The organism is Microbacterium sp. CFBP 13617 (assembly GCF_014839445.1).
Classification (GTDB): domain Bacteria; phylum Actinomycetota; class Actinomycetes; order Actinomycetales; family Microbacteriaceae; genus Microbacterium.
In genome coordinates this window covers 219,297-238,661 of the sequence record NZ_JACYNW010000005.1, presented here as the reverse complement: position 1 = coordinate 238,661, position 19,365 = coordinate 219,297, and the positions used below count along the sequence as shown (strand labels likewise).

Sequence of the window (19,365 nt, the reverse complement as noted above, 5' to 3'; positions counted from 1 at the left end):
CGGAGGATGGCCGGAGGCAAGAAGCGCAAGGGGAAGAAGGTCGCCGTGGACTTCAAGAACACCGCGCTGACCGATGCGTTGCAGACCCAGGACATGGCGGCGATCGCCTTCGCCCTGCGGCACGGCCCGACGGTGGTTCCGCTGATGAGTGCGGGAGACCCCGACAACCCGCTCGACGTCGGCGAGGTGTGGACGTACCGCGACCCCGACTCCGGCGAGATCGCACTGCTGCTGTTCAGCGACGCCGCCCACAAGCCCGAGACGCTGCCGCCGCACGTGGCGCTGCAGTCGCCGCAGTGGCTGCGCGCGTTCCTCGGAGCGCACCAGGATGCCATCACCTCGGTGTTCCTCGACATCGCAGGGCCGCACCCGATCCAAGCGTCGCCCGCCGATCTGATCGCCGCGCTGGACGCCTGAGACCCCAGCGCGGAGCAGCCCCATGCTCACGGGTGAAGTATCGGACTCGCGTGGGTGAAGGGCGCGTGCAAGACTCGGGGACATGGAGTTCCTGATCGCCGGTGCCGTGTGCGCCGCCGGACTTGTCATCCCCGCGGTTCTGGGCATGACGTCGCCGCACCGCCGTCGGCGGGCCGCTCCTCCGGGTCGCTGATCGACCACGCGGGTTTGTCGTTCCGGGGGATCTTTCGCGCCCTCACCCGGCCCGGTTCGGGTCGTCCGCGGGTCAGCGCAGCGTGATCCCACCGTCGCGTGACCTCGACCGCGGCGCCTGAGCGCGGCGTCGAGATCGCGGCGCCTCGACCGCGGCGTCGCGGCGTCGGTCCGTGTGGCTCAGAACCCCGGTTCGCTGTCGTCGCGCGGCATGCCGCGCACCTGCAGTTCGTTGAGCGCCTGCGCGAGCTTGCGCGACGAGGCGTCGAGCACCGTGTGATAGCCCAGGCGCTTGGCTTCGGACGCCCGTTGCGCGGCCTGCGTGACGTTGCGGATCTCGCCGGTGAGAGTCAACTCGCCGATCGCGGCGAGGCGCTTCGACACCTTGCGGTTCTTCACGGCGTTGGCCACCGCGATGGCGATGGCGAGGTCGGCCGCGGGCTCGACCAGGCGCACCCCGCCGACGGTCGAGACATACACGTCGCGGTCGGACAGGGTGAGGCCCATGCGGCTCTCGAGCACGGCGAGCACCATCGCCACGCGTGACGAGTCGACGCCGTTCACGATGCGCCGCGGGTTGGGTGCCGTCTGGCGCACGGCGAGTGCCTGGATCTCGACGGGCAGGGCGCGGCGGCCCTCCATCGCGATGGTGACGCACGTGCCCGGCTCGGGTTCGCCGTGCCCGAGGAACAGGGCGCTCGGGTCGGACACCTCGGAGATGCCGGTGCCGGTCATGTCGAAGCAGCCGACCTCGTCGGTGGGGCCGAAGCGGTTCTTGAGCGCGCGCACGAAGCGCAGCGACGTCTGTCGGTCGCCCTCGAAGTGACAGACCACGTCGACGAGGTGCTCGAGGATGCGGGGTCCGGCGATCGAGCCGTCTTTGGTGACGTGGCCGACGAGGATGATGGGCAGCCCGCGTTCTTTCGCGACACGGATGAGCGCCGACGCGACCTCGCGCACCTGCGCCGGCTGACCCGCGGCGCCGTCGCTGTGTGAGGAGGACACCGTCTGCACCGAGTCGACGATGAGCAGGCCGGGCTCGACTTGGTCGATGTGCCCGAGGATCGTGGCCAGGTCGGTCTCGGCGGCGAGGAACAGCTCTTCGTGGAGCGCGCCGGTGCGCTCGGCGCGCAGGCGCACCTGGGCGGCGGATTCTTCACCGCTGGCGTAGAGCACGCGGCGCCCCGCGCGGGCGCTTTGCGCGGCGACCTCGAGCAGCAGCGTCGACTTACCGACGCCGGGTTCTCCGCTGAGCAGGATCGCCGCACCCGGAACGATGCCGCCGCCCAGAACGCGGTCGAACTCGCCGACGCCGCTGGTGCGCCGGGGGGCGTCTTGCGTGTCGATCTCGGTGATGCGCCGCGCCATCCGGGCCGCGCCCGGAGCGACCGGAGCGATCGATCGGACGATGCCCGTCTGCTCGGCGGCCTCGACCACGGTGCCCCACGACTGGCACTCCCCGCATCGGCCGACCCACTTGACCGTCGTCCACCCGCACTCGGTGCAGCGGTACGGAGCGGGGGCTGCAGCGGGACGTCGGGATGCCATGGCATCAGGCTACGCGGGGCCTCCGACATCGCCGGCGCCGGGCCGCGGCATCCGGGATCTGCTGTCGGGCGGCCGCTCGCCTAAACGCCGTTCCTGTGCATAAACGCGGTGGGGGAGCGTTTATGCGCAGGAACAGCGTTTATGGGTGAGTCGTCGCGCCGCGCCGGGCTTGAGGTGTAGCGCGGCCGGGTGCGACCGGACGGGGGTGCGACCTGGCGGGGCGTGGGCTCGGCTGGGCGAGGGTGTGGCGGGGGCGGGTGTGGCCCGACCGGGCGCGGCGGCGGGCTGGGTCAGGGCGGCATCCGTACCCCGCTGCCGGCGGCCCCCACGCACAAACGCCATTCCCGCGCGTAAACGCGGTGAGAGAGCGTTTATGCGCAGGGATAGCGTTTATGCGCGAACCGCCGCGCCGCGCCGGACCCGGCGCCCCGCGCCCGGCCCCGCCCCGCAGAGCCCCGCGTCAGTCGCGCAGCGACTCCGCCACCGTCGTCAACGCGTCGGCCGAGCGGCGCAGAAGCCCGAGCTCGGCGTCGGAGAACGGCGTGCCGGCGAGGGGCACCGCGCCGCGGGCCGAGACGATCGACGGCACCGACAGGGCCATGCCGTCGATGCCGTGGAAGTCCTGCAGCACGGTGCTCACGGGGAGGATGGCGTGCTCGTCGCGCAGGATCGCCTCGACGATGCGCGCGCTCGACAAGCCGATCGCGTAGTTCGTCGCCCCCTTGCCCTTGATGACCTTGTACGCGGCATCGCGGACGTCGACGGCGATGGCATCCAACTCTTCCGTGGTGAAGCGGCCCCCTCCGGGCAGCTCGAACTCGGTGATGGGGACGGATCCGATCGTGGCGGTCGACCACAACGGGAACTCGGTGTCGCCGTGCTCGCCGACGATCCACGCGTGCACGCTCGCGGTGCTGACCCCCGCCCGCTGGGCGAGCTGCCACCGCAGACGCGAGGTGTCGAGCACCGTGCCCGAGGCGAAGATGCGGCGCGTCGGCAGGCCGGTCGCCTGCTGCGCGAGCACCGTGAGCACGTCGCAGGGGTTCGTGACGATGACGTAGACGGCGTTCGGTGCGACCTCGAGCAGCTTCGGCATCATCTCGCGGATGATCCCGGCGTTCGTGGCGGCGAGCTCGGTGCGGGTCTGACCCGGATTCTGCTTCGCGCCGGCCGTGATGACGACGACGTGCGACCCCTCGGCCACCGACACGTCGCTGCCGCCGGTGATGTCGCTGGTGCCGGTGAACTGCGTGCCGTGGGCGAGGTCGAGCACCTCGGCCTCGACCTTCTCGGTGGCGATGTCGTAGAGCGCGACGTGCCGCGCCGATCCGCGGATGAGGGCCGCGTACGCCACGCTCGCCCCCACGCTTCCCGCGCCCACAACCGTCAGCTTGGAGTTCTCGATCACGCTCATGCTCCGATCCTGGCAGCGGTCGCGAACCGGTTCCAGGGGGGTGCTTCGACGGTGGACGAACGGATGCCGGGGGGCTCGGCGGTGCGGGCGGTGGCGGCGCGGGCCGGGCCGAAGTCCTGAGATGCGGTGCGCGGTGGGCACCGCATCGCCGTAGCGGGCGTCGGCGGCCCGGTTTCTCAGGAGTTCGGCTCGGGGCCGACGCCGAGGGCCCGTCGACCCGCTCGGATTCGCGGCATCCCGTCGAGTGTCGTAAGCTGTTCGGCGGTGACGTGTCCGAGCGGCCGAAGGTGCAACACTCGAAATGTTGTGTAGGTTCACCCCTACCGTGGGTTCAAATCCCACCGTCACCGCCACCACGAAGGCCCCGAATCCTCACGGATCCGGGGCCTTCGTCATTCCTGCGCGACGTCGCGGTGACCCCGGCGACGTGTCGAGCGCGGCGCAGAACCGACGCCCCATCCCCGCCCGGTCAGCCCACCCGCGGCTGCTGCTGGGTGATGCAGTGGATGCCGCCGCCGCGGGCGAAGATCGCACGCGCGTCGACCGTGACCACCCGCCGCCCCGGGTAGGCGTCGGCCATGATCTCGCTGGCGCGTGCGTCGGCGGCCTCGTCGCCGAAGCCGCACAGCACGACGCCGTCGTTGGTGACGAGGTGGTTGATGTAGCTCCAGTCGACCCACCCGTGGCCGTCGCGCAGCGTCGTCGGCGCGGGCACTCCGGTGATCGCGACCGTGCGGCCGAGTCGCGCGAAGGCGGTCTCGAGCTCGCCGCGGATGAGGCGTGAGACCTCGAAGTCGGGGTGCGCGGCATCGGTCTGCTCGTGCAGCAGCACGTGCTCGGGCGAGGCGAACGTGGCGACGATGTCGACGTGGCCGTTGGTGCCCAGGTCGTCGTAGTCGCGGGTGAGGCCGCGCGAGAGCCAGATGGCCTCGGTCGCTCCGAGGGTGCGGGCCATCTCGGCCTCGACGCGGGCGCGGTCGGCGTGGGGGTTGCGGCGGGGGTCGAGCTGCACGGTCTCGGTGAGCAGCACGGTGCCGGTGCCGTCGACGTGCAGTCCGCCGCCCTCGGCCACGAGCAGCGAGTCGATCCGTTCGGCGTTCAGATGCTCGGCGACGACGCGGGCGATGCCGGCCGAGGTCTGCCACTCGGCCCAGTCGGGGGCGCCCCACCCGTTGAAGATCCAGTCGACGGCGCCGAGGACCCCCGGGCGGTCGGGGTCGACGACGAACGTCGGTCCGATGTCGCGCATCCAGAACTCGTCGAGCGGGGCCTCGACGATCTCGATCGACGAGTCGAGCATGCGGCGGGCGCGGGCCATCTCGGTGGGGTCGACGACCATGCTCACCGGTTCGAACTGCGCGACGGCGTGGGCGACGTCAGTCCAGGCGCGGTAACCCTCTTCGCGCGTCTCGGCGCCCTCGCCGAGCGTGATGCCCTCGCGGGGGAACGCCATCCACGTGCGCTCGTGCGGGGCGGATTCTGCGGGCATGCGCCACATGTCGTGCTCCTTGGCCGGTCGGTCGGTCGTGTCGGGTCGCGCGGGTCGCGCGGAGGGGTCGGTCAGAAACCGGTGGTCAGCACGCGATCCAGCGCGTCGACGAAGACGTCGACCGAGGCGCGCGTGATGACCAGCGGCGGCTTGATCTTGAGGACGTTCTGGAAGTCGCCGGTGGGCTGCATGATGACGCCGAGCTCGAGCAGGCGATCGCAGATGGCGGCGGTTTCGGCCGAGGCGGGCTCGAGGGTCTCGCGGTCGCGCACGAACTCCACACCCAGGTACAGCCCCGAGCCGTGCACGGTGCCGATGATCGGATGCGCCTGCGCGAGTTCTTCGAGACGGCCCTTGAGGTGCGCGCCGACGACGCGCGCGTTCTCTTGCAGGCCTTCCCTCTCGATGACGTCGAGCACGGCCAGGCCGATCGCCGACGAGACGGGGGAGCCGCCGGTGGACGAGAAGAAGTACCCCTGCGTGCGGTAGCGGTCGGCGATCTCTCGGCGCGTGATGACCGCCCCGAGCGGGTGCCCGCCGCCGATCGACTTCGCCACCGCGACGATGTCGGGCACGGCGCCCTGCTGCTGGAAGCCCCAGAACCACTCGCCCAGGCGGCCGAAGCCCACCTGCACCTCGTCGGCGATCGCGAGGCCGCCGTGGCGACGGATCGCGGCGTAGACGTCGGTGAGGTACCCCTCGGGCAGGGCCACGCCGCCGGCGTTGCCGAAGTACGTCTCGGCGATGAATCCCGCGGGCGCGCGACCGGATGCCGCGAGCTCGTCGATGACGGCGACGGCCTCGGGGGCGTAGTTCTCGGCATCCGTCCCCCGGTGCCGGCCGCGGTACGAGTTGGCCGCGTCGACGGTGTGCACCCACGCGGGGCGCGTGTCGAGGGCGAAGGGGTTGTCGGCGACCGAGGTCGACACGGCATCGCTGGCGTAGGTCCAGCCGTGGTACGCCTCGCGCATCGCGACGATGTCGGGGCGGCCGGTCGCCGCCATCGCGAGGCGGAGGGCGAGGTCGGTGGCCTCGGAGCCGGAGTTGACGAGGAACACCGTGTCGAATCCGTCGGGCAGCGTCGCCGCCAGGCGGTCGGCGTAGTCGGTGATCGCGCGGTAGTGGAAGCGCGAGTTGGTGTTGAGCAGGCGCATCTGCCGCGAGCCCGCTTCGACGACGTGCGGGTGGGCGTGGCCCACCGACGCGACGTTGTTCACCATGTCGAGGTACACGCGTCCGTCGACGTCGATGAGGTGTTCGCGCCAGCCGCGCTCGATGCGCGGGGGAGCGGAGTAGTAGTGCTCCTGCACCTCGGCGAGCACCTCGTGCCGTCGGGCGAGCACGTCGTCGTCGGCCGGGATCGCGGTGGGGATGCCGAGGGCCTCGCCGGGGTCGCCGGCGACGTTCCGCCAAGCCGCGGCCAGCGAGGGCGAGACGCGCGCGGGCGGCACGACGCCGTCGGCTGCACGCCGGACGACGAGGCGGGTGCGCGCGGGCAGGATCCCGGATGCCGAGTCCCCGGGCATGCCGCTGACGATCACCGTCTCGTCGCCCGAGGCCCAGGTGAGGGTGTCGCCGTCGACGGAGATCTCACCGGGGGCGAGCAGGGTCGACTCGGCGAGCCAGAGCGTGACGCCCGTCGGGATGGTCGCCGTCGTCGACGGCAGGGGGTCGACGGTGCCGGTGAGCTGCGCGCGCCCGGCGGGCACGGTGACCATCGCGGCGCCGGCGTCGAGGGTGTCGAGGGCCGCGGCATCCAGGGTCGACGGATCGAGCCAGGCTCCCGCGTCGTTCAGGGGCGATTCGGTCGTGGCATCGATTTCCACCCGCGGCGAGGCGAAGGGCAGCAGGGTCCGACCCGTCCAGCCGCGCGCGTCGAGCGCGGGGCGACCGAGGGCGGCGCGCGTCGCGGCGGTGATCACCGGGAGGGGGACCGATGCCGCCTGCACGAGGATGCGGAACTCGCGGTCGAGTCCGTCGGTGGCGTAGGCGTTCTCTTCGTCGAGGCGCACCTGGGCGCGGCCGCTGAGCACGAGCACGGCGCCGCGCAGGATGACGAGCGGCCAGAGTGCGGTGATCTCGTCGTCGGTGAGATCGCGCAGCTCGTCGAACGCGCGGATGGCGGGAAGCGCCGACTCGGGGGAGGCGCCGTCGTGGTGCAGCACCGACGACACGGTCGTCGCGATCTCGCCCACGCGCCACGACGTGCACACGTCGCCGAAGTCGATGACCGCGTCGGGCACGACCGTGCCGTCGGCGCGCAGCACGTTGTCGTCGGTGACGTCGAAGTGCCCGGCCTGCATCGGCAGGGCGTCGGCCACCGGGGCCAGCGCCGCACGAGCGGCGTCGGAGGCCCGCTGTACGACGCCCCGCACCTCGGTGTCGGGTTCGAGGGGGAGCAGCGTGTCGATGACGCGACCGGCGTGCCGCAGGTCCCACTGCAGCACCCGGCCGCTGGCGGGGTGGGTGAAGTCGGCGAGCGAGCGGCTCACGGCGCCCGAGAGCGTGCCCAGCGCCGCGACGACGGTGGGGGAGAGGTACCCGGAGCCGTTCAGGGTGCGGCCCGAGATGTTCTCGATCACGCGGGCATGGATGCGGCCCTGCGACGACTCCCACCAGGCGGACATGACGCCGCGCGGACCCTCGACGATCCGGGGGATGCGCACGTGCGGGCTGCGCTCGGCCACGAGGGAGGCCGCGGCGTCCTGCATGTCGATCTCGGCCTCGCTGAAGACGGGGTTGCTGAGCTTCAGCACGCCCAGTGGATCGCTCTCGCCCCGTGGGAACACGCGGAAGTTCTGATCCTGCTGGCTGCCGAGGGCATGCACGTCGATCTCGACGCCGAAGACGTCGGCGAACAGACGGCGCACCTCGTCGTCGGACAGTGTGGGGGTGGGCAGATCGACCTGCGAGAAGTAGTCGAAGACGGCGGTCGTGTCGGTGGTCATGTCGATTCCTCGAGACTCGGGGATGTCAGAGAGAGGCGTGCGGGGTGGTCGCGACGGCGCCGGCCACGGCGCCCGCCGCGTCGCGGGCGACGACGACGACGAGCGGACCGGATGGGGCGACCCATTCGCTCACGGCCTCACCGTAGGCGCCGGGAGCCACCTCGGTCGAGCCGCTCACGCGGTCGCCCTCGCGGCTCGTCTCGACGCGGATGCCGTCGACGTAGGCGACCACGTCGGCGGCGGGGCCACCGCTCACGATCGCGGTGAAGCGCACGAGCGTACCGTCGAGCGAGACCTCGTCGACGCGCAGCGAGAGCGTGCCCTGCGCGGCCGGCTTCGGGTCGGCGAACACGGTCTCGTCGGGCAGGGCGGGCGTGCGCGGCGGTGCGGTGCGCCGCTGACCGAGATCGGCGATCGCCGAGCCGAGCTGCACGAGCCGGGTGTCGCTGTACGCGGGCCCGGCGATCGTCAGGCCGACCGGCATCCCCGTGTCGGACATGGTGCCCATCGGCACCGTGACGGTCGGGATGCCGAGGTGGCGGGGCACGAGGTTGCCGTTCGAGACCCAGACGCCGTTGCGCCACGCGATGTCGGCCGAGGCGGGGTTCACGTCGGCGTCGGCGGGACCGACGTCGGACTGCGTGGGAAAGATCACGGCGTCGAAGCCCTCGGCCTCGAGCCAGTCCTCGAAGTCGACGCGGCGGGTGTGCTCGAGGCCCCGGAGGCCCTGCTCGAGGCTCGCGACGTCCCGCCAGTCGGGCTCCCACTTGCCGGCGCGCTGCACGTAGTCGGCGATGTCGTACGAGATGTCGAAGTGCCAGATGCCGTAGCGGTCGTGCAGGGCGCCGGGCGGCGGGGGGAAGATGAGCGCGGCGTCGGCGTCGGCGAGGCGGTGCAGCTCGGGGTCGCCGTTCTGACGCAGGAACGTGTCCATCGCCCAGACCGCCAGGTCGCCGACCTCGTCGTCGAGGAACTCGCGGGTGACGAACCCGCGGTCGAGGAAGTCCTCGTCTCGGTCGTGCAGCTTCTCGTAGCGGTCGACGACGGGGAAGTCGGTCTCGACGACCTCGGCGCCGGCGGCTTCGAGGTCGGCGCGCAGGGACTCCCACAGCCGAATGACGCTCGCGCGCGTGGCGATGGGGATCGCGTTGTCGGGGTCGCCGTTGATGTACATGCGGGGCACGGCGAAGCGCAGACCCGCGAGCGGCGGGGTCTCGAGCTCGGCGAACGAGGCGGGGCGCACCTCGGAGGGACTCGGGAGTGCGATCCAGGGCTGCGTGCGCCACAGGTCGCCCTCGGTCACGGCGTCGTCGGCGATCACGGCATCCAGGACGTGACGCAGGTCGGCCATCGAGCGGGTGTGCGGCACGACGACGTCCATGGTGGGCACGAGCGGCCAGTTGCCGCGCACCGAGATGACGCCGCGCGAGGGGGTGTAGGCGACGAGGGCGTTGTGCGAGGCCGGCGCGCGGCCCGACGACCACGTCTCCTCGCCCAGGCCGAAGGCGGCGAAACTGGCCGCGGTGGCCGTGCCCGAGCCGTTCGACGAGCCGGAGCCGAACGCCGAGGTGAGGTACTCGCCGTTGTAGGGCGACTCCGCGCGGCCGTAGACGCCGCGCTGCATGCCCCCGGCAGCCATCGGCGGCATGGTGGTCAGGCCGAGGAACACCGCGCCCGCGGCCCGGAGGCGCTCGATGGCGAAGGCGTCGTCTTGGGCGATGAGGTTCCGGAAGGCGGGGGATCCGGATGCCACGGGCAGGCCTTCGACCCGGTAGCTGTCCTTCGCGGTGAAGGGGATGCCGTCGAGGCGGCCGCGCTGCTCGCCACGGGCACGGCGGGCGTCTGCGGCGCGCGCCTCGCCGAAGACGCGCGGGTTGAGCACGGGGACGGCGTTGAGGCGGATGCCCGAGCGGTCGTAGGCGCCGATGCGGTTGAGGTAGCGGGCGACGAGCTCGACACTCGTGACGACGCCGGTGTCGAGGGCGGCGTGCAGTCGGTCGATGTCCGCTTCGACGACGGTGAAGGCCTCGGTGGTCATGGCGGTAAACATACACCGTTTGTTTTATGGGAACCAGGCTTTTCCGACACCCCGATGCGTAGGCTCGGGACGAACCCCGGAGGCCACCATCGCTCGACCCACGACCCCGCTGCTGAACCGCGATCTCATCGCGCGCACGGCGCTCGCGCTCGTCGACCGTCACGGCCCCGACGGGGCCAGCGTGCGCCGGGTCGCCGCCCGTCTCGGGGTGAACCCCGCCTCGCTGTACAACCACGTGCCCAACCGCGCGGCCATGGTCGAAGACGTGCGGGCGCTGGTGTCGGAGCACATCGACTTCGCGCCGCTGCGCGACCTCCCCTGGGAAGAGGGCCTGCGCGCCTGGGCGCGGTCGTACCGCCGCGCGTTCGCCCGTCACGCCCGGGCGATCCCCCTGCTCATGACCGAGCGGGCGTCGGCGCCGGTGCTGTTGGCCGGGTACGAGCACTTCGCCGTCGCCGCCGAGGCGGTCGGGTGGCCGCAGCGCGACCTGCTCCCCCTGCTCACGGTCTTCGAGTCGTTCATCCTCGGCAGCGTGCTCGACATGTCGGGCCCGAGCGTGGTGTTCGATCCCACCGGGCAGGAAGGGACGGTGCCGCGCTTCGCGGCCGCGTTCGCCGCGCTCGTCGACGAAGATCCCGACGACCCGGTCGCCACCCGCGCGTTCGAGCTGGGGCTCGACATGCTCATCGCCTCGGCGCGTCCGCACTGAGGAGTGGTTCGACGCCGCGGAGCAAGACCTCGCCGTCACGGCATCGGACCTGCGACGATTCCGGGATGGATGCCACCACCGACGCCGCCCTGCTGCCCGACCGGCCGCGGGTCGATCACCGCCGTCCGATCGCCCTCGTGGTGGGTGTCGTCGCTGCGGTGCTCTTCGTCGGACTCCGCTTCGCCGTCGAGCTGAGCGGATCGGCGCCGCTGCCGATCGACCAGTGGTGGGACGACGCGATGGCGGACCTGGCGAACCCGGTCGCGGTCATCGTCGCCTGGATCCCCGCGATCGTCGGCGGCACGATCGGCATGATCGTCATCGGGGTCGCGACCACGCTCGTCTTCTTGCTGCGGCGGCGCCCCTGGGACGCGCTCGCCGTCGCGTCCTCCATCGCCCTGGTCGTGCTGATCGGGGCGCCGCTGGCCGCGGTGATCGCCCGCGCCCGGCCCGCGGATTCGCTGGCCGAGACCGTGGCCACCTCGTTCCCCTCGGGGCACACCGCCGTGGCGACCACCATCGCCGTGGTCCTCGGCCTGATCCTGCGCCGAGGCTGGGTGTGGGCGGCGGGGGTGGTGTGGGTCGTGGCGATGATGTGGAGCCGCACGTACCTGCACGCGCACTGGTTGTCCGACGTGACGGCGGGCCTGCTCGAGGGGATCGCGGTCTCGACCCTGGTGTGGGCGCTGGTCGAGGTGTGGCGCGTGCGTCGAGCGCAACGCCTGGTCGCGACGGGCGAGTGAGCGTTATCGTTCGCGGATGACCTCCGCATCCGCCGCTGCCGGCAAGGCCCAGGATTCCCGCGCTTTCGAGGCCGCCGCACGCGTCGGCTACGTCGTGCTCGGACTGCTCCACCTGCTCATCGGCGTGATCGCCGTCGGCATCGCCACCGGTGGGGGAGGTGACAGCGCCGACCAGAGCGGCGCCCTGCAGCAGGTGCGCGATGCTCCCGCCGGTCTCGCCCTGCTCTGGGTGATCGCTGTCGGTCTCGCCGCCCTGGCCGTCTGGCAGATCGCGGAGGCCTTCGTCGAGCGTGACTCGGATGCCAAGAAGCGCTGGGCGCATCGCGCGAAGTTCGTCGGCACCGCGATCGCGTACGTGGCCATCGCGGTGACCGCGGTGACGCTGGCGATGGGCGGCAGCTCCGACTCGTCGGAGTCGTCGCAGACTCTGAGCGCGCGCGTCCTCGCGATGCCGGGCGGCGTCGCCCTGCTGGTCGTCGTCGGCGTGGCGGTCGCGGCCGTCGGCGTCGCGTTCGTCGTGCGCGGGTGCACGCGCGCCTTCACGAAGAACCTGTCGATCCCCGCGGGGACCGCGGGTCGCGGCATCCGGGTCTTCGGCACGGTCGGATACATCGCCAAGGGCGTCGCCGTGGGGGTGGCGGGTGTGCTGTTCGTGGTGGCCGCCGTCACGCACGACCCGAACGCCGCGGGCGGGATCGACGCCGCCCTGCGCTCGCTCGCCGCTCTGCCGTTCGGCCAGGTCGTGCTGTGGCTCGTGGGCGCGGGGCTGATCGTGTACGGCCTGTTCTGCTTCGCCCGCGCGCGCTACGCGCGGATGTGACGGTCAGCTCCGCCGGCGCCTCACCCCCGTGAGGGGGGTCGGGCGCCGGCGATGAGCAGCGCCAGACCGCGCTCGAAGGCGCGGGTCGCCACGGGGTCGGACGGATCGTGGTCGGCGAGCGTCGCGTAGGCGGCGGCGAAGCGCGGCACCGTGTCTTCTTGACCCGTCGGGTCGAACATGACCGACGGCCCCGACATGTCGAGCACGCTGCCCAGGATGAAGGACTCGAAGGCCGTCAGCAGAGGCAGGATGTCGTCGCTCGTCCAGCCCACGCGTTCGGCCGCGACCGCGAAGTCCTCGTACTGCGACATGAGCAACGGCGTCGACGACCGGTGCGACATGAGCAGCGGGATGGTGCGCGGGTGGCGCCGGAAAGCGTCGCGGTAGGAGCGCGCCCAGAGCGCGAGGCCCTCTTCCCACTCGCGCTCCCGCAGGAACGATGAGTCGATGCGCGACGACACGAGGGCGCGCACGTCTTCGATGAGGGCGGCCAGGTTCGGCACGTGGTTGTAGAGCGACGTCGGGTGCACCTTGAGGCGGTCGGCGACCCTGCGGATGCTCGCCCCGTCGGCTCCGTCGCGGTCGACGAGCGCGAGGGCGGCGCGCGCGATGGCCTCGCGCGAGAGCTTGGGATGCGACGGCCGGGGCATGTCGACGCCTTCCGATGGGGGTCTGTCCACGCTACGCGACCCGTCGTGTTTCGGCCATGTAAGGCGTGAGTGACGAGTCTGCGAAACCGCCGTCGACGCGGCTCCGGACGCCGTAGATTTCGTAAAACCTACGCTGTATGTTTCATTCAGCTCAGGTCACGAGGAGGTTTCCATGGCAGTCGTCGTCTTCCGCGGCGGAACCGTGCGCATCGACGGGCACCAGCCCGACATCGACCGGCTCATCGTCGTCGAAGGCACGATCGCCGAGTCCTGGCATCCGGTGCCCGACGATGCCGAGCACGTCGACCTCGAGGGAGGGCTCCTGCTCCCGGCGTTCGGCGACGGTCACGCCCACCCGCTGCTCGCGGGACGCGAGCGCCGCGGCCCGGAGCTCCGCGATGCGGCGAGCGTCGCCGAGATCGTCGCGCGGGTCGGAGCATGGGCCGCGCGGTCCGAGGCGCCGTGGCTCGTGGGCGGGAGCTACGACGCCACCATCGTGCCCGGGGGCATGTTCGACGCCCGCTGGCTCGACGAGGCGGTGCCGGATCGCCCCGTGGTGCTGCACGCCTGGGACTACCACACGGCGTGGGTCAACACGGCGGCGCTTCGCGAAGCCGGAGTGGATGCCGACACCCCCGACCCGCCGCTCGGACGCATCGTGCGGCGCGACGACGGTTCGCCTCTCGGCACGCTCGTCGAGCGACCGGCGATCGACCTCGTGCTCGATCGCGCGCCCCACGCCGTCGTCGCCGCCGACGTCGAGGCGCTGGTCTGGGCGGGGGAGCAGCTGGCCGCCCGCGGGATCTCGTGGGTGCAGGAGGCGTGGACCGAAGCGCACGACGTGCCCGCGTGGGTCACCGCCGCGCGGAGCGGCCGGCTCCGCGTCGACGCCGACCTCGCCCTGCGTGCCGACCCCACGCGGTGGCCGGCGCAGCTCGCGGAGCTGCGACGCACCGCCGATGCCGTCGCCGGCGAACCCGGACTCACCTGCCGCACGGTGAAGTTCTTCGTCGACGGCATCATCGAGAACCACACCGCCCACCTGCTGGAGTGCTACCACGACGCCGAGACGCGCGGCCTGCCGAACTGGCAGCCCGAGCACCTGCGCGACGCGGTCGCCGCGTGCGATGCGGCCGGCTTCGACGTGCACCTGCACGCCATCGGCGATGCCGCCGTGCGCGCGGCGATCGACGCGGCCGAGGGGATCGCCGACAGCCTCCGCCGCGGCCGCCGACTGACCATCGCCCACGCCCAGGTCGTCGACCCCGCCGACCTTCCCCGGCTGGCCGACCTCGAGGTCACCTTCTGCTTCCAACCGCAGTGGGCGATGGCCGACGCGGTCATGACCGACCTGACCCTGCCGCGCCTCGGGCCCGGTCGCGAGCGGCAGTACCGCATGCGCGCGGCGCAGGCCGCGGGGGCGCGACTGAGCTTCGGCAGCGACTGGCCCGTCACCTCTCCCGACGTGCTCGCCGGGATCCGCACCGCCGTCACCCGCCAGGACGCCGACGGGGCGCCCGCCGGCGGGTGGCAACCCGACGAACGTCTCACCGTGGACGACGCCCTCGATGCCGCCACGAGCGGCGTTGCCTTCCAGGCCGGCGATCAGGACCACCGGGGGGCTCTGCGCCCCGGAATGACCGCCGACCTCGTCTGGCTCGACCGCGACATCCGTCGCGGTCCCGCCGACCGCATCGCCGATGCCCGTATCCGGGGCACCTGGCGCCGTGGCGTCCGCACCTTCTGAACCGCTCTTTCCGACTCGAACAGGAAATCGCATGTCCTCATCCGACACCTCGCTGCGGCGAGTCATGGGGGTCCCCTCCCTCGTCATCTTCGGTCTGGCGTACATGGTGCCCCTCACCGTGTTCACGACCTACGGCCTCGTCGCCGTCACCACCGGCGGTCACGTGCCGACCGCCTACCTGGTGACCCTCATCGCCATGCTCTTCACCGCCTTCAGCTACGCCGCCCTCGTGAAGGCCTTCCCCCGCGCGGGCAGCGCGTACACGTACGCCCGCCGAGCCTTCGGCGGCCACGTCGGGTTCCTCACCGGCTGGTCGTTGATGATCGACTACCTGCTGCTTCCGCTCATCAACTACGTGCTCATGGGCATCTACCTCAACGCGCAGCTCCCCGGCATCCCGCCGTGGGTGTTCGCCCTCGCCGGTGTCGTGCTGATCACGGGGCTGAACGTCGTCGGCATCACCGTGGTGCGCAACGCCAACCTGGTCCTGGTGGGTCTGCAGCTGGTGTTCGCCGCGGTCTTCGTCGTGTGCGCGGTGCTGCACGTCGCCCAGAACCCCGGCGTCTCGCTGCTGCAGCCCCTGCACGACGCCGGCCTCACCTTCCCCGGCCTGCTCGCCGGAGCCGCGATGCTCGCGCTGTCGTTCCTCGGGTTCGATGCCATCTCGACGCTGTCGGAAGAGGCCCGCGACCCCGAGCGCACCGTTCCCCGCGCGATCATCCTCACCACGATCATCGGCGGGCTCATCTTCACGGTCATCGCGTACGTGTCGACGCTCGTCATCCCCCGCGTCGCCGACCTCGAGAACCCGGATGCCGCCGCCAACCAGATCATGGAGGTCGCCGCCGGTCGCTGGCTCGAGGTCTTCTTCCTCATCGCCTACATCGCCGGCTGCATCGCCGCCGCCCTCGCCTCGCAGGCGAGCGTCGCGCGCATCCTGTTCGCGATGGGACGCGACGGAGTGCTGCCCGCGTTCTTCGCCCGTCTGAGCCCGCGGTACCAGACCCCCGTCGGCGCCGCGCTCTTCGTCGGCGTGGTCTCGCTGGCGGCGCTGGTGGCCGACCTCAACACGGTGGCCTCGCTCATCAGCTTCGGTGCTCTCGCGGCGTTCTCGCTCGTGAACCTGTCGGTCATCAAGCACTTCCTCATCGACGAGCGTCGCCGCGGAGGTGCCGCGATCCTCCGCTTCGGCGTTCTGCCGGCGCTCGGCTTCGCGCTGACCGCCTGGCTGTGGTTCAGCCTGTCGGCTCTGGCGTTGACGGTGGGCCTCGTCTGGATCGGCGTGGGGATCGTGTGGCTCGCGGTGCTGACCCGCGGCTTCCGCCGCCGCCCGCCCGAGGTCGAATTCGACGACGAGGCACCGGCGCCCGAGCGCATCGTCGCCTGACGCCCTCGACGAAGCGCCCGCCCCTCCCCGGGGGCGGGCGCTTCGCCGTGGGGGCGCAACCCCCGGGCCGTTTCCAGGTGCGGCGGGTATTCCGGAAGTCGAACCTTCCGATCGAGAGGAACCGCCATGCGGGGAGTCATCATGCACGCCGCCGGGGATGTGCGCGTCGAGGACCGCGCCGACCCGGTCATCGAAGAAACGACGGACGCCGTCATCCGCCTAGCCGCCTCCTGCATCTGCGGCTCCGACCTCTGGCCGTACCGCGGATCCGACGACGTGGATGCCACGCCCATGGGCCACGAGTACGTCGGCGTCGTCACCGCGATCGGCTCCGAGGTGAAGAACGTCGCGGTCGGCGACTTCGTCGTCGGGTCGTTCATGGCCTCCGACAACACGTGCGAGATCTGCCAGGCGGGCTACCAGTCGCGCTGCGTGCACGTCGTGCCGATGGGGCGCGTGGGCACCCAGGCCGAGTTCGCGCGCATCCCGCACGCCGACGGCACGCTCGTCGCCACCCCCGGTCAGCCCGACGACGACCTCATCCCCTCGCTCCTGGCCGCGAGCGACGTGCTGGGCACCGGCTGGTTCGCCGCGGTGGCGGCCGAGGTCGGCCCCGGCAAGACCGTCGCCGTCGTCGGCGATGGAGCGGTGGGACTGCTCGGCATCCTGGCCGCGAAGCAGCTCGGCGCCGAGCGCATCATCGCGATGTCGCGGCACGCCGATCGGCAGGAGCTCGCCCGGCGGTTCGGTGCGACCGACATCGTCGAGGAGCGCGGAGACGAGGGCATCGCCCGGGTGAAGGAGCTCACCGGCGGCCTCGGCGCGCACTCGGTGATCGAGGCCGTCGGCACGCAGCAGTCGATGGAACAGGCCGTCCGCTCCACGCGCGCGGGTGGTCACGTCGGCTTCGTCGGCGTCTCGCACGACGTGACCCTCGAGGGTCAGGAGCTGTTCCGCTCGGCCGTGCACCTGCACGGCGGTCCCGCTCCCGTGCGGCGGTTCCTCCCCGAGCTCATCCAGCTCATCTGGGACCGCGAGATCGATCCCGGCGCCGTCTTCGACCTGACCCTTCCGCTCGAAGAGGCGGCCGAGGGGTACAAGGCCATGGACGAGCGTCGCGCCACCAAAGTGCTGCTGACGATCCCATGACCACCGCGACGCGGGAACGTCGTGCGGGGGCGGCGGCGGGCCTCGCTCTCGCACTGATCGTGCTCGCCGGCTGCACGGGGGAGAGGACCGCGTCCCCCGCGGCGACGCCCGCGTCGACCCCGACGACCGGAACCCCGGGGTTCGTCGTCCCCGACGGGGGGCCCGAGGTCGTGGCATCCGGATTCACCACCCCCTGGTCGGTGGCCTTCGTCGGGGACACCGCCCTCGTCAGCCAGCGCGACACCGGCGAGATCCTCGAGATCGTGGGCGACGACACCCGCGTGGTGGGGGAGGTGCCCGACCTGGCGGCGCGCGGCGAGGGCGGGCTGCTCGGCATCGCGCACGCCGACGGCATGCTCTACGCCTACGTGACCACCCCCGACGGCAACCGCGTCTCACGCTTCGCGCTCGAGGGCTCGGCCGGTTCCTTCGCCCTGGGGGCGGCTCAGACGGTGGTGGACGGCATCCCCTCCGCGAACACCCACAACGGAGGCCGCCTCGCCTTCGGTCCCGACGGCATGCTCTACCTCACCGCGGGCGATGCCGGCGACCCCGACGCGGCGCAGGACCCGGAGTCGCTCGGCGGCAAGATCCTGCGCGTGACGCCCGAGGGTGACGTGCCCGCGGACAACCCCGTCGCCGGCTCGCCGGTGTGGAGCATGGGGCACCGCAACCCGCAGGGCCTCGGATGGGATGCCGAGGGCACGCTGTTCTCGTCGGAGTTCGGACAGAACACCTGGGACGAGCTCAACGTCATCGAGCCCGGCGCGAACTACGGCTGGCCCGAGGTGGAGGGCGCCGGCGGCGACGACCGGTTCGTCGATCCCGTGCAGCAGTGGGCGCCGGTGGATGCCAGCCCCAGCGGTCTCGCGGTCGTCGACGGCTCGGTGCTCATCGCGAACCTGCGGGGCCAGCGCCTGCGGGTGGTCCCCACCGCCGACCCCACGAGCGCACGGGAGTTCTTCGTCGGGGAGTTCGGTCGCCTGCGCGACGCGGTGCTCGCTCCCGACGGATCGCTCTGGATCGTCACGAGCAACACCGACCGCGGCGGGGGCGGCGACGACGCCGTGCTGCGGGTGCCGCTGACGGCGGGCTGAGCGGCTCGTCCGGTCACCGGAGTCGGAGCGCGCCCTACGGCGTCAGTACCGTGACCCCCGCGTCGGCCAACGCCGCCGCGAGGTCGGGAGAGGGCGGCGCGTCGGTGATGAGGTAGTCGGCCTTCTCGAGCGGGGCGACCTGGGCGAACAGGCGCCGGTCGAGCTTGGAGGAGTCGGCGAGGATCGCCGTGCGATCGGCGCGCTGGATCATCTCGCTCATCATCGTGGCGTCGCCGAGGTTGCTGGTCGAGAAGCCCGAGGCGTCGACCGCGCCCACCGCGATGAGCGCGTAGTCGCAGCGGATCTCGACCTCGGGGGTGTGCGAGTTCATCGCGAGGGTCACCGGCCCCGTCGTCGCCTGCGTGATGGTGCGCACCGCTCCGCCGAAGAGGAAGAGGTCGCGGAAGACGCTGGGGGAGATCTCGGCGGGGATGCGCAGGTTGTTCGTCGCGATGGTCAGGTTGCGGTGGTTGCGCAGGGCGCGGGCGACGGCGAGCGTGGTGGTGCCGGCGTTCAGCACCAGCACCGAGCCGTCCTCGATGAGGTCGGCGGCCAGCGTGGCGATGCGTTCCTTCTCGGAGATCTGCATCTGCAGTCGCACGTCGAGGCCCCGATCGCGGCCGGGAACCGACATGGCGCTGACGGCACCGCCGTGCGTGCGGACGACGATGCCCTCGCGGTCGAGCTGATCGAGGTCGCGGCGCACCGTGTCGATCGAGACGCCGAAATGCGAGGCGAGATCGACGACCGTGACCTGACCCGACTCGGCGACGTAGGCGGCCAGCTCGGCCTTGCGTCCCGCGGGCAGTCGCCTCTTCGTCGTGGCTGTGGCTGCGTCCATGCCGTCATCTCTAGCACAGAGCGGCAACCGAATCGGCACTCGTTGTGTGAAAACGGCATGGAAACGCAGTAAAGACGCGTTTTTTGCTGCTTGTCGCGCAGTTCGATGCGGCAATTGTCACGAATTTGCATCGAACGCTTGACCGACCCCGCAGGTGAGCGCATACTCGTGCTGAA

14 protein-coding genes, 1 tRNA gene and 1 pseudogene are annotated in these 19,365 nt (G+C 71.8%); 9 read left to right on the top strand and 7 right to left on the bottom strand.

Annotated elements, in window-relative coordinates:
• The first annotated feature begins 6 nt into the window (after positions 1–6).
• Entirely contained in the window at positions 7–417 is a 411-nt protein-coding gene (locus IFU40_RS16425) for a hypothetical protein (RefSeq protein ID WP_055833399.1), read from the top strand.
• 372 nt (positions 418–789) lie between these two features.
• Here IFU40_RS16425 and radA read toward each other — a convergent pair whose 3' ends face one another.
• Both radA and IFU40_RS16415 read right to left on the bottom strand, forming a co-directional pair.
• Complete coding sequence (gene radA, locus IFU40_RS16420) at positions 790–2,157, bottom strand: DNA repair protein RadA (RefSeq protein WP_070408652.1); 1,368 nt, start codon at positions 2,155–2,157, stop codon at positions 790–792.
• A 460-nt stretch (positions 2,158–2,617) separates the two neighbouring features.
• Positions 2,618–3,571 (bottom strand): L-lactate dehydrogenase, encoded by a 954-nt coding sequence (locus tag IFU40_RS16415; RefSeq protein ID WP_070408651.1) that lies wholly within the window; start codon positions 3,569–3,571, stop codon positions 2,618–2,620.
• A 263-nt stretch (positions 3,572–3,834) separates the two neighbouring features.
• Here IFU40_RS16415 and IFU40_RS16410 point away from each other — a divergent pair.
• Positions 3,835–3,924 (top strand) — tRNA-Ser (locus IFU40_RS16410).
• 116 nt (positions 3,925–4,040) lie between these two features.
• Here the strand turns inward: IFU40_RS16410 and IFU40_RS16405 are convergent.
• The 3 genes and pseudogenes from IFU40_RS16405 to IFU40_RS16395 form a co-directional block, all read right to left on the bottom strand.
• Positions 4,041–5,069, bottom strand: a complete 1,029-nt coding sequence (locus IFU40_RS16405; RefSeq protein WP_249404292.1) for an agmatine deiminase family protein — start codon at positions 5,067–5,069, stop codon at positions 4,041–4,043.
• A 62-nt stretch (positions 5,070–5,131) separates the two neighbouring features.
• Positions 5,132–8,008, bottom strand: a complete 2,877-nt coding sequence (locus tag IFU40_RS16400; RefSeq protein WP_191926999.1) for an aminotransferase — start codon at positions 8,006–8,008, stop codon at positions 5,132–5,134.
• 364 nt (positions 8,009–8,372) lie between these two features.
• Positions 8,373–10,046, bottom strand: a pseudogene (locus tag IFU40_RS16395) (amidase); the annotation flags it as partial.
• On the opposite strand from IFU40_RS16395, the gene IFU40_RS16390 reads away from it, so the two are divergent.
• The 3 genes from IFU40_RS16390 (at position 10,009) to IFU40_RS16380 (ending at position 12,318) form a co-directional block, all read left to right on the top strand.
• On the top strand, positions 10,009–10,755 hold the full coding sequence (locus IFU40_RS16390) for a TetR/AcrR family transcriptional regulator (protein WP_342343549.1): 747 nt from the start codon (positions 10,009–10,011) through the stop codon (positions 10,753–10,755). The pseudogene IFU40_RS16395 and the gene IFU40_RS16390 overlap by 38 nt on opposite strands.
• 65 nt (positions 10,756–10,820) lie before the next feature.
• Positions 10,821–11,498 carry a phosphatase PAP2 family protein gene (locus IFU40_RS16385; RefSeq protein WP_070408647.1) on the top strand — a complete coding sequence of 226 codons (678 nt, stop codon included), beginning with the start codon at positions 10,821–10,823 and terminating at the stop codon, positions 11,496–11,498.
• Positions 11,499–11,514: 16 nt separating this feature from the next.
• Positions 11,515–12,318 carry a DUF1206 domain-containing protein gene (locus IFU40_RS16380; RefSeq protein WP_191926996.1) on the top strand — a complete coding sequence of 268 codons (804 nt, stop codon included), beginning with the start codon at positions 11,515–11,517 and terminating at the stop codon, positions 12,316–12,318.
• Positions 12,319–12,338: 20 nt separating this feature from the next.
• On the opposite strand, the gene IFU40_RS16375 is transcribed toward IFU40_RS16380, so the two are convergent.
• Positions 12,339–12,968 carry a TetR/AcrR family transcriptional regulator gene (locus IFU40_RS16375; RefSeq protein ID WP_191926995.1) on the bottom strand — a complete coding sequence of 210 codons (630 nt, stop codon included), beginning with the start codon at positions 12,966–12,968 and terminating at the stop codon, positions 12,339–12,341.
• Between the two features lie 172 nt (positions 12,969–13,140).
• Between IFU40_RS16375 and IFU40_RS16370 the strand changes: the two genes are divergently transcribed.
• From IFU40_RS16370 to IFU40_RS16355, 4 genes are all read left to right on the top strand, one after another.
• Positions 13,141–14,715 (top strand): amidohydrolase, encoded by a 1,575-nt coding sequence (locus IFU40_RS16370; RefSeq protein ID WP_191926994.1) that lies wholly within the window; start codon positions 13,141–13,143, stop codon positions 14,713–14,715.
• A gap of 31 nt (positions 14,716–14,746) precedes the next feature.
• The gene (locus IFU40_RS16365) at positions 14,747–16,102 is read left to right on the top strand and encodes an APC family permease (protein WP_191926993.1); all 1,356 of its coding nucleotides are present in this window, start codon (positions 14,747–14,749) and stop codon (positions 16,100–16,102) included.
• Between the two features lie 126 nt (positions 16,103–16,228).
• Entirely contained in the window at positions 16,229–17,251 is a 1,023-nt protein-coding gene (locus tag IFU40_RS16360; protein ID WP_191926992.1) for a zinc-dependent alcohol dehydrogenase family protein, read from the top strand.
• Positions 17,248–18,348, top strand: a complete 1,101-nt coding sequence (locus tag IFU40_RS16355; RefSeq protein ID WP_191926991.1) for a PQQ-dependent sugar dehydrogenase — start codon at positions 17,248–17,250, stop codon at positions 18,346–18,348. Before IFU40_RS16360 ends, IFU40_RS16355 begins: the two co-directional genes overlap by 4 nt.
• A 34-nt stretch (positions 18,349–18,382) precedes the next feature.
• On the opposite strand, the gene IFU40_RS16350 is transcribed toward IFU40_RS16355, so the two are convergent.
• Entirely contained in the window at positions 18,383–19,189 is an 807-nt protein-coding gene (locus IFU40_RS16350; protein WP_055833427.1) for a DeoR/GlpR family DNA-binding transcription regulator, read from the bottom strand.
• Positions 19,190–19,365: the final 176 nt, after the last annotated feature.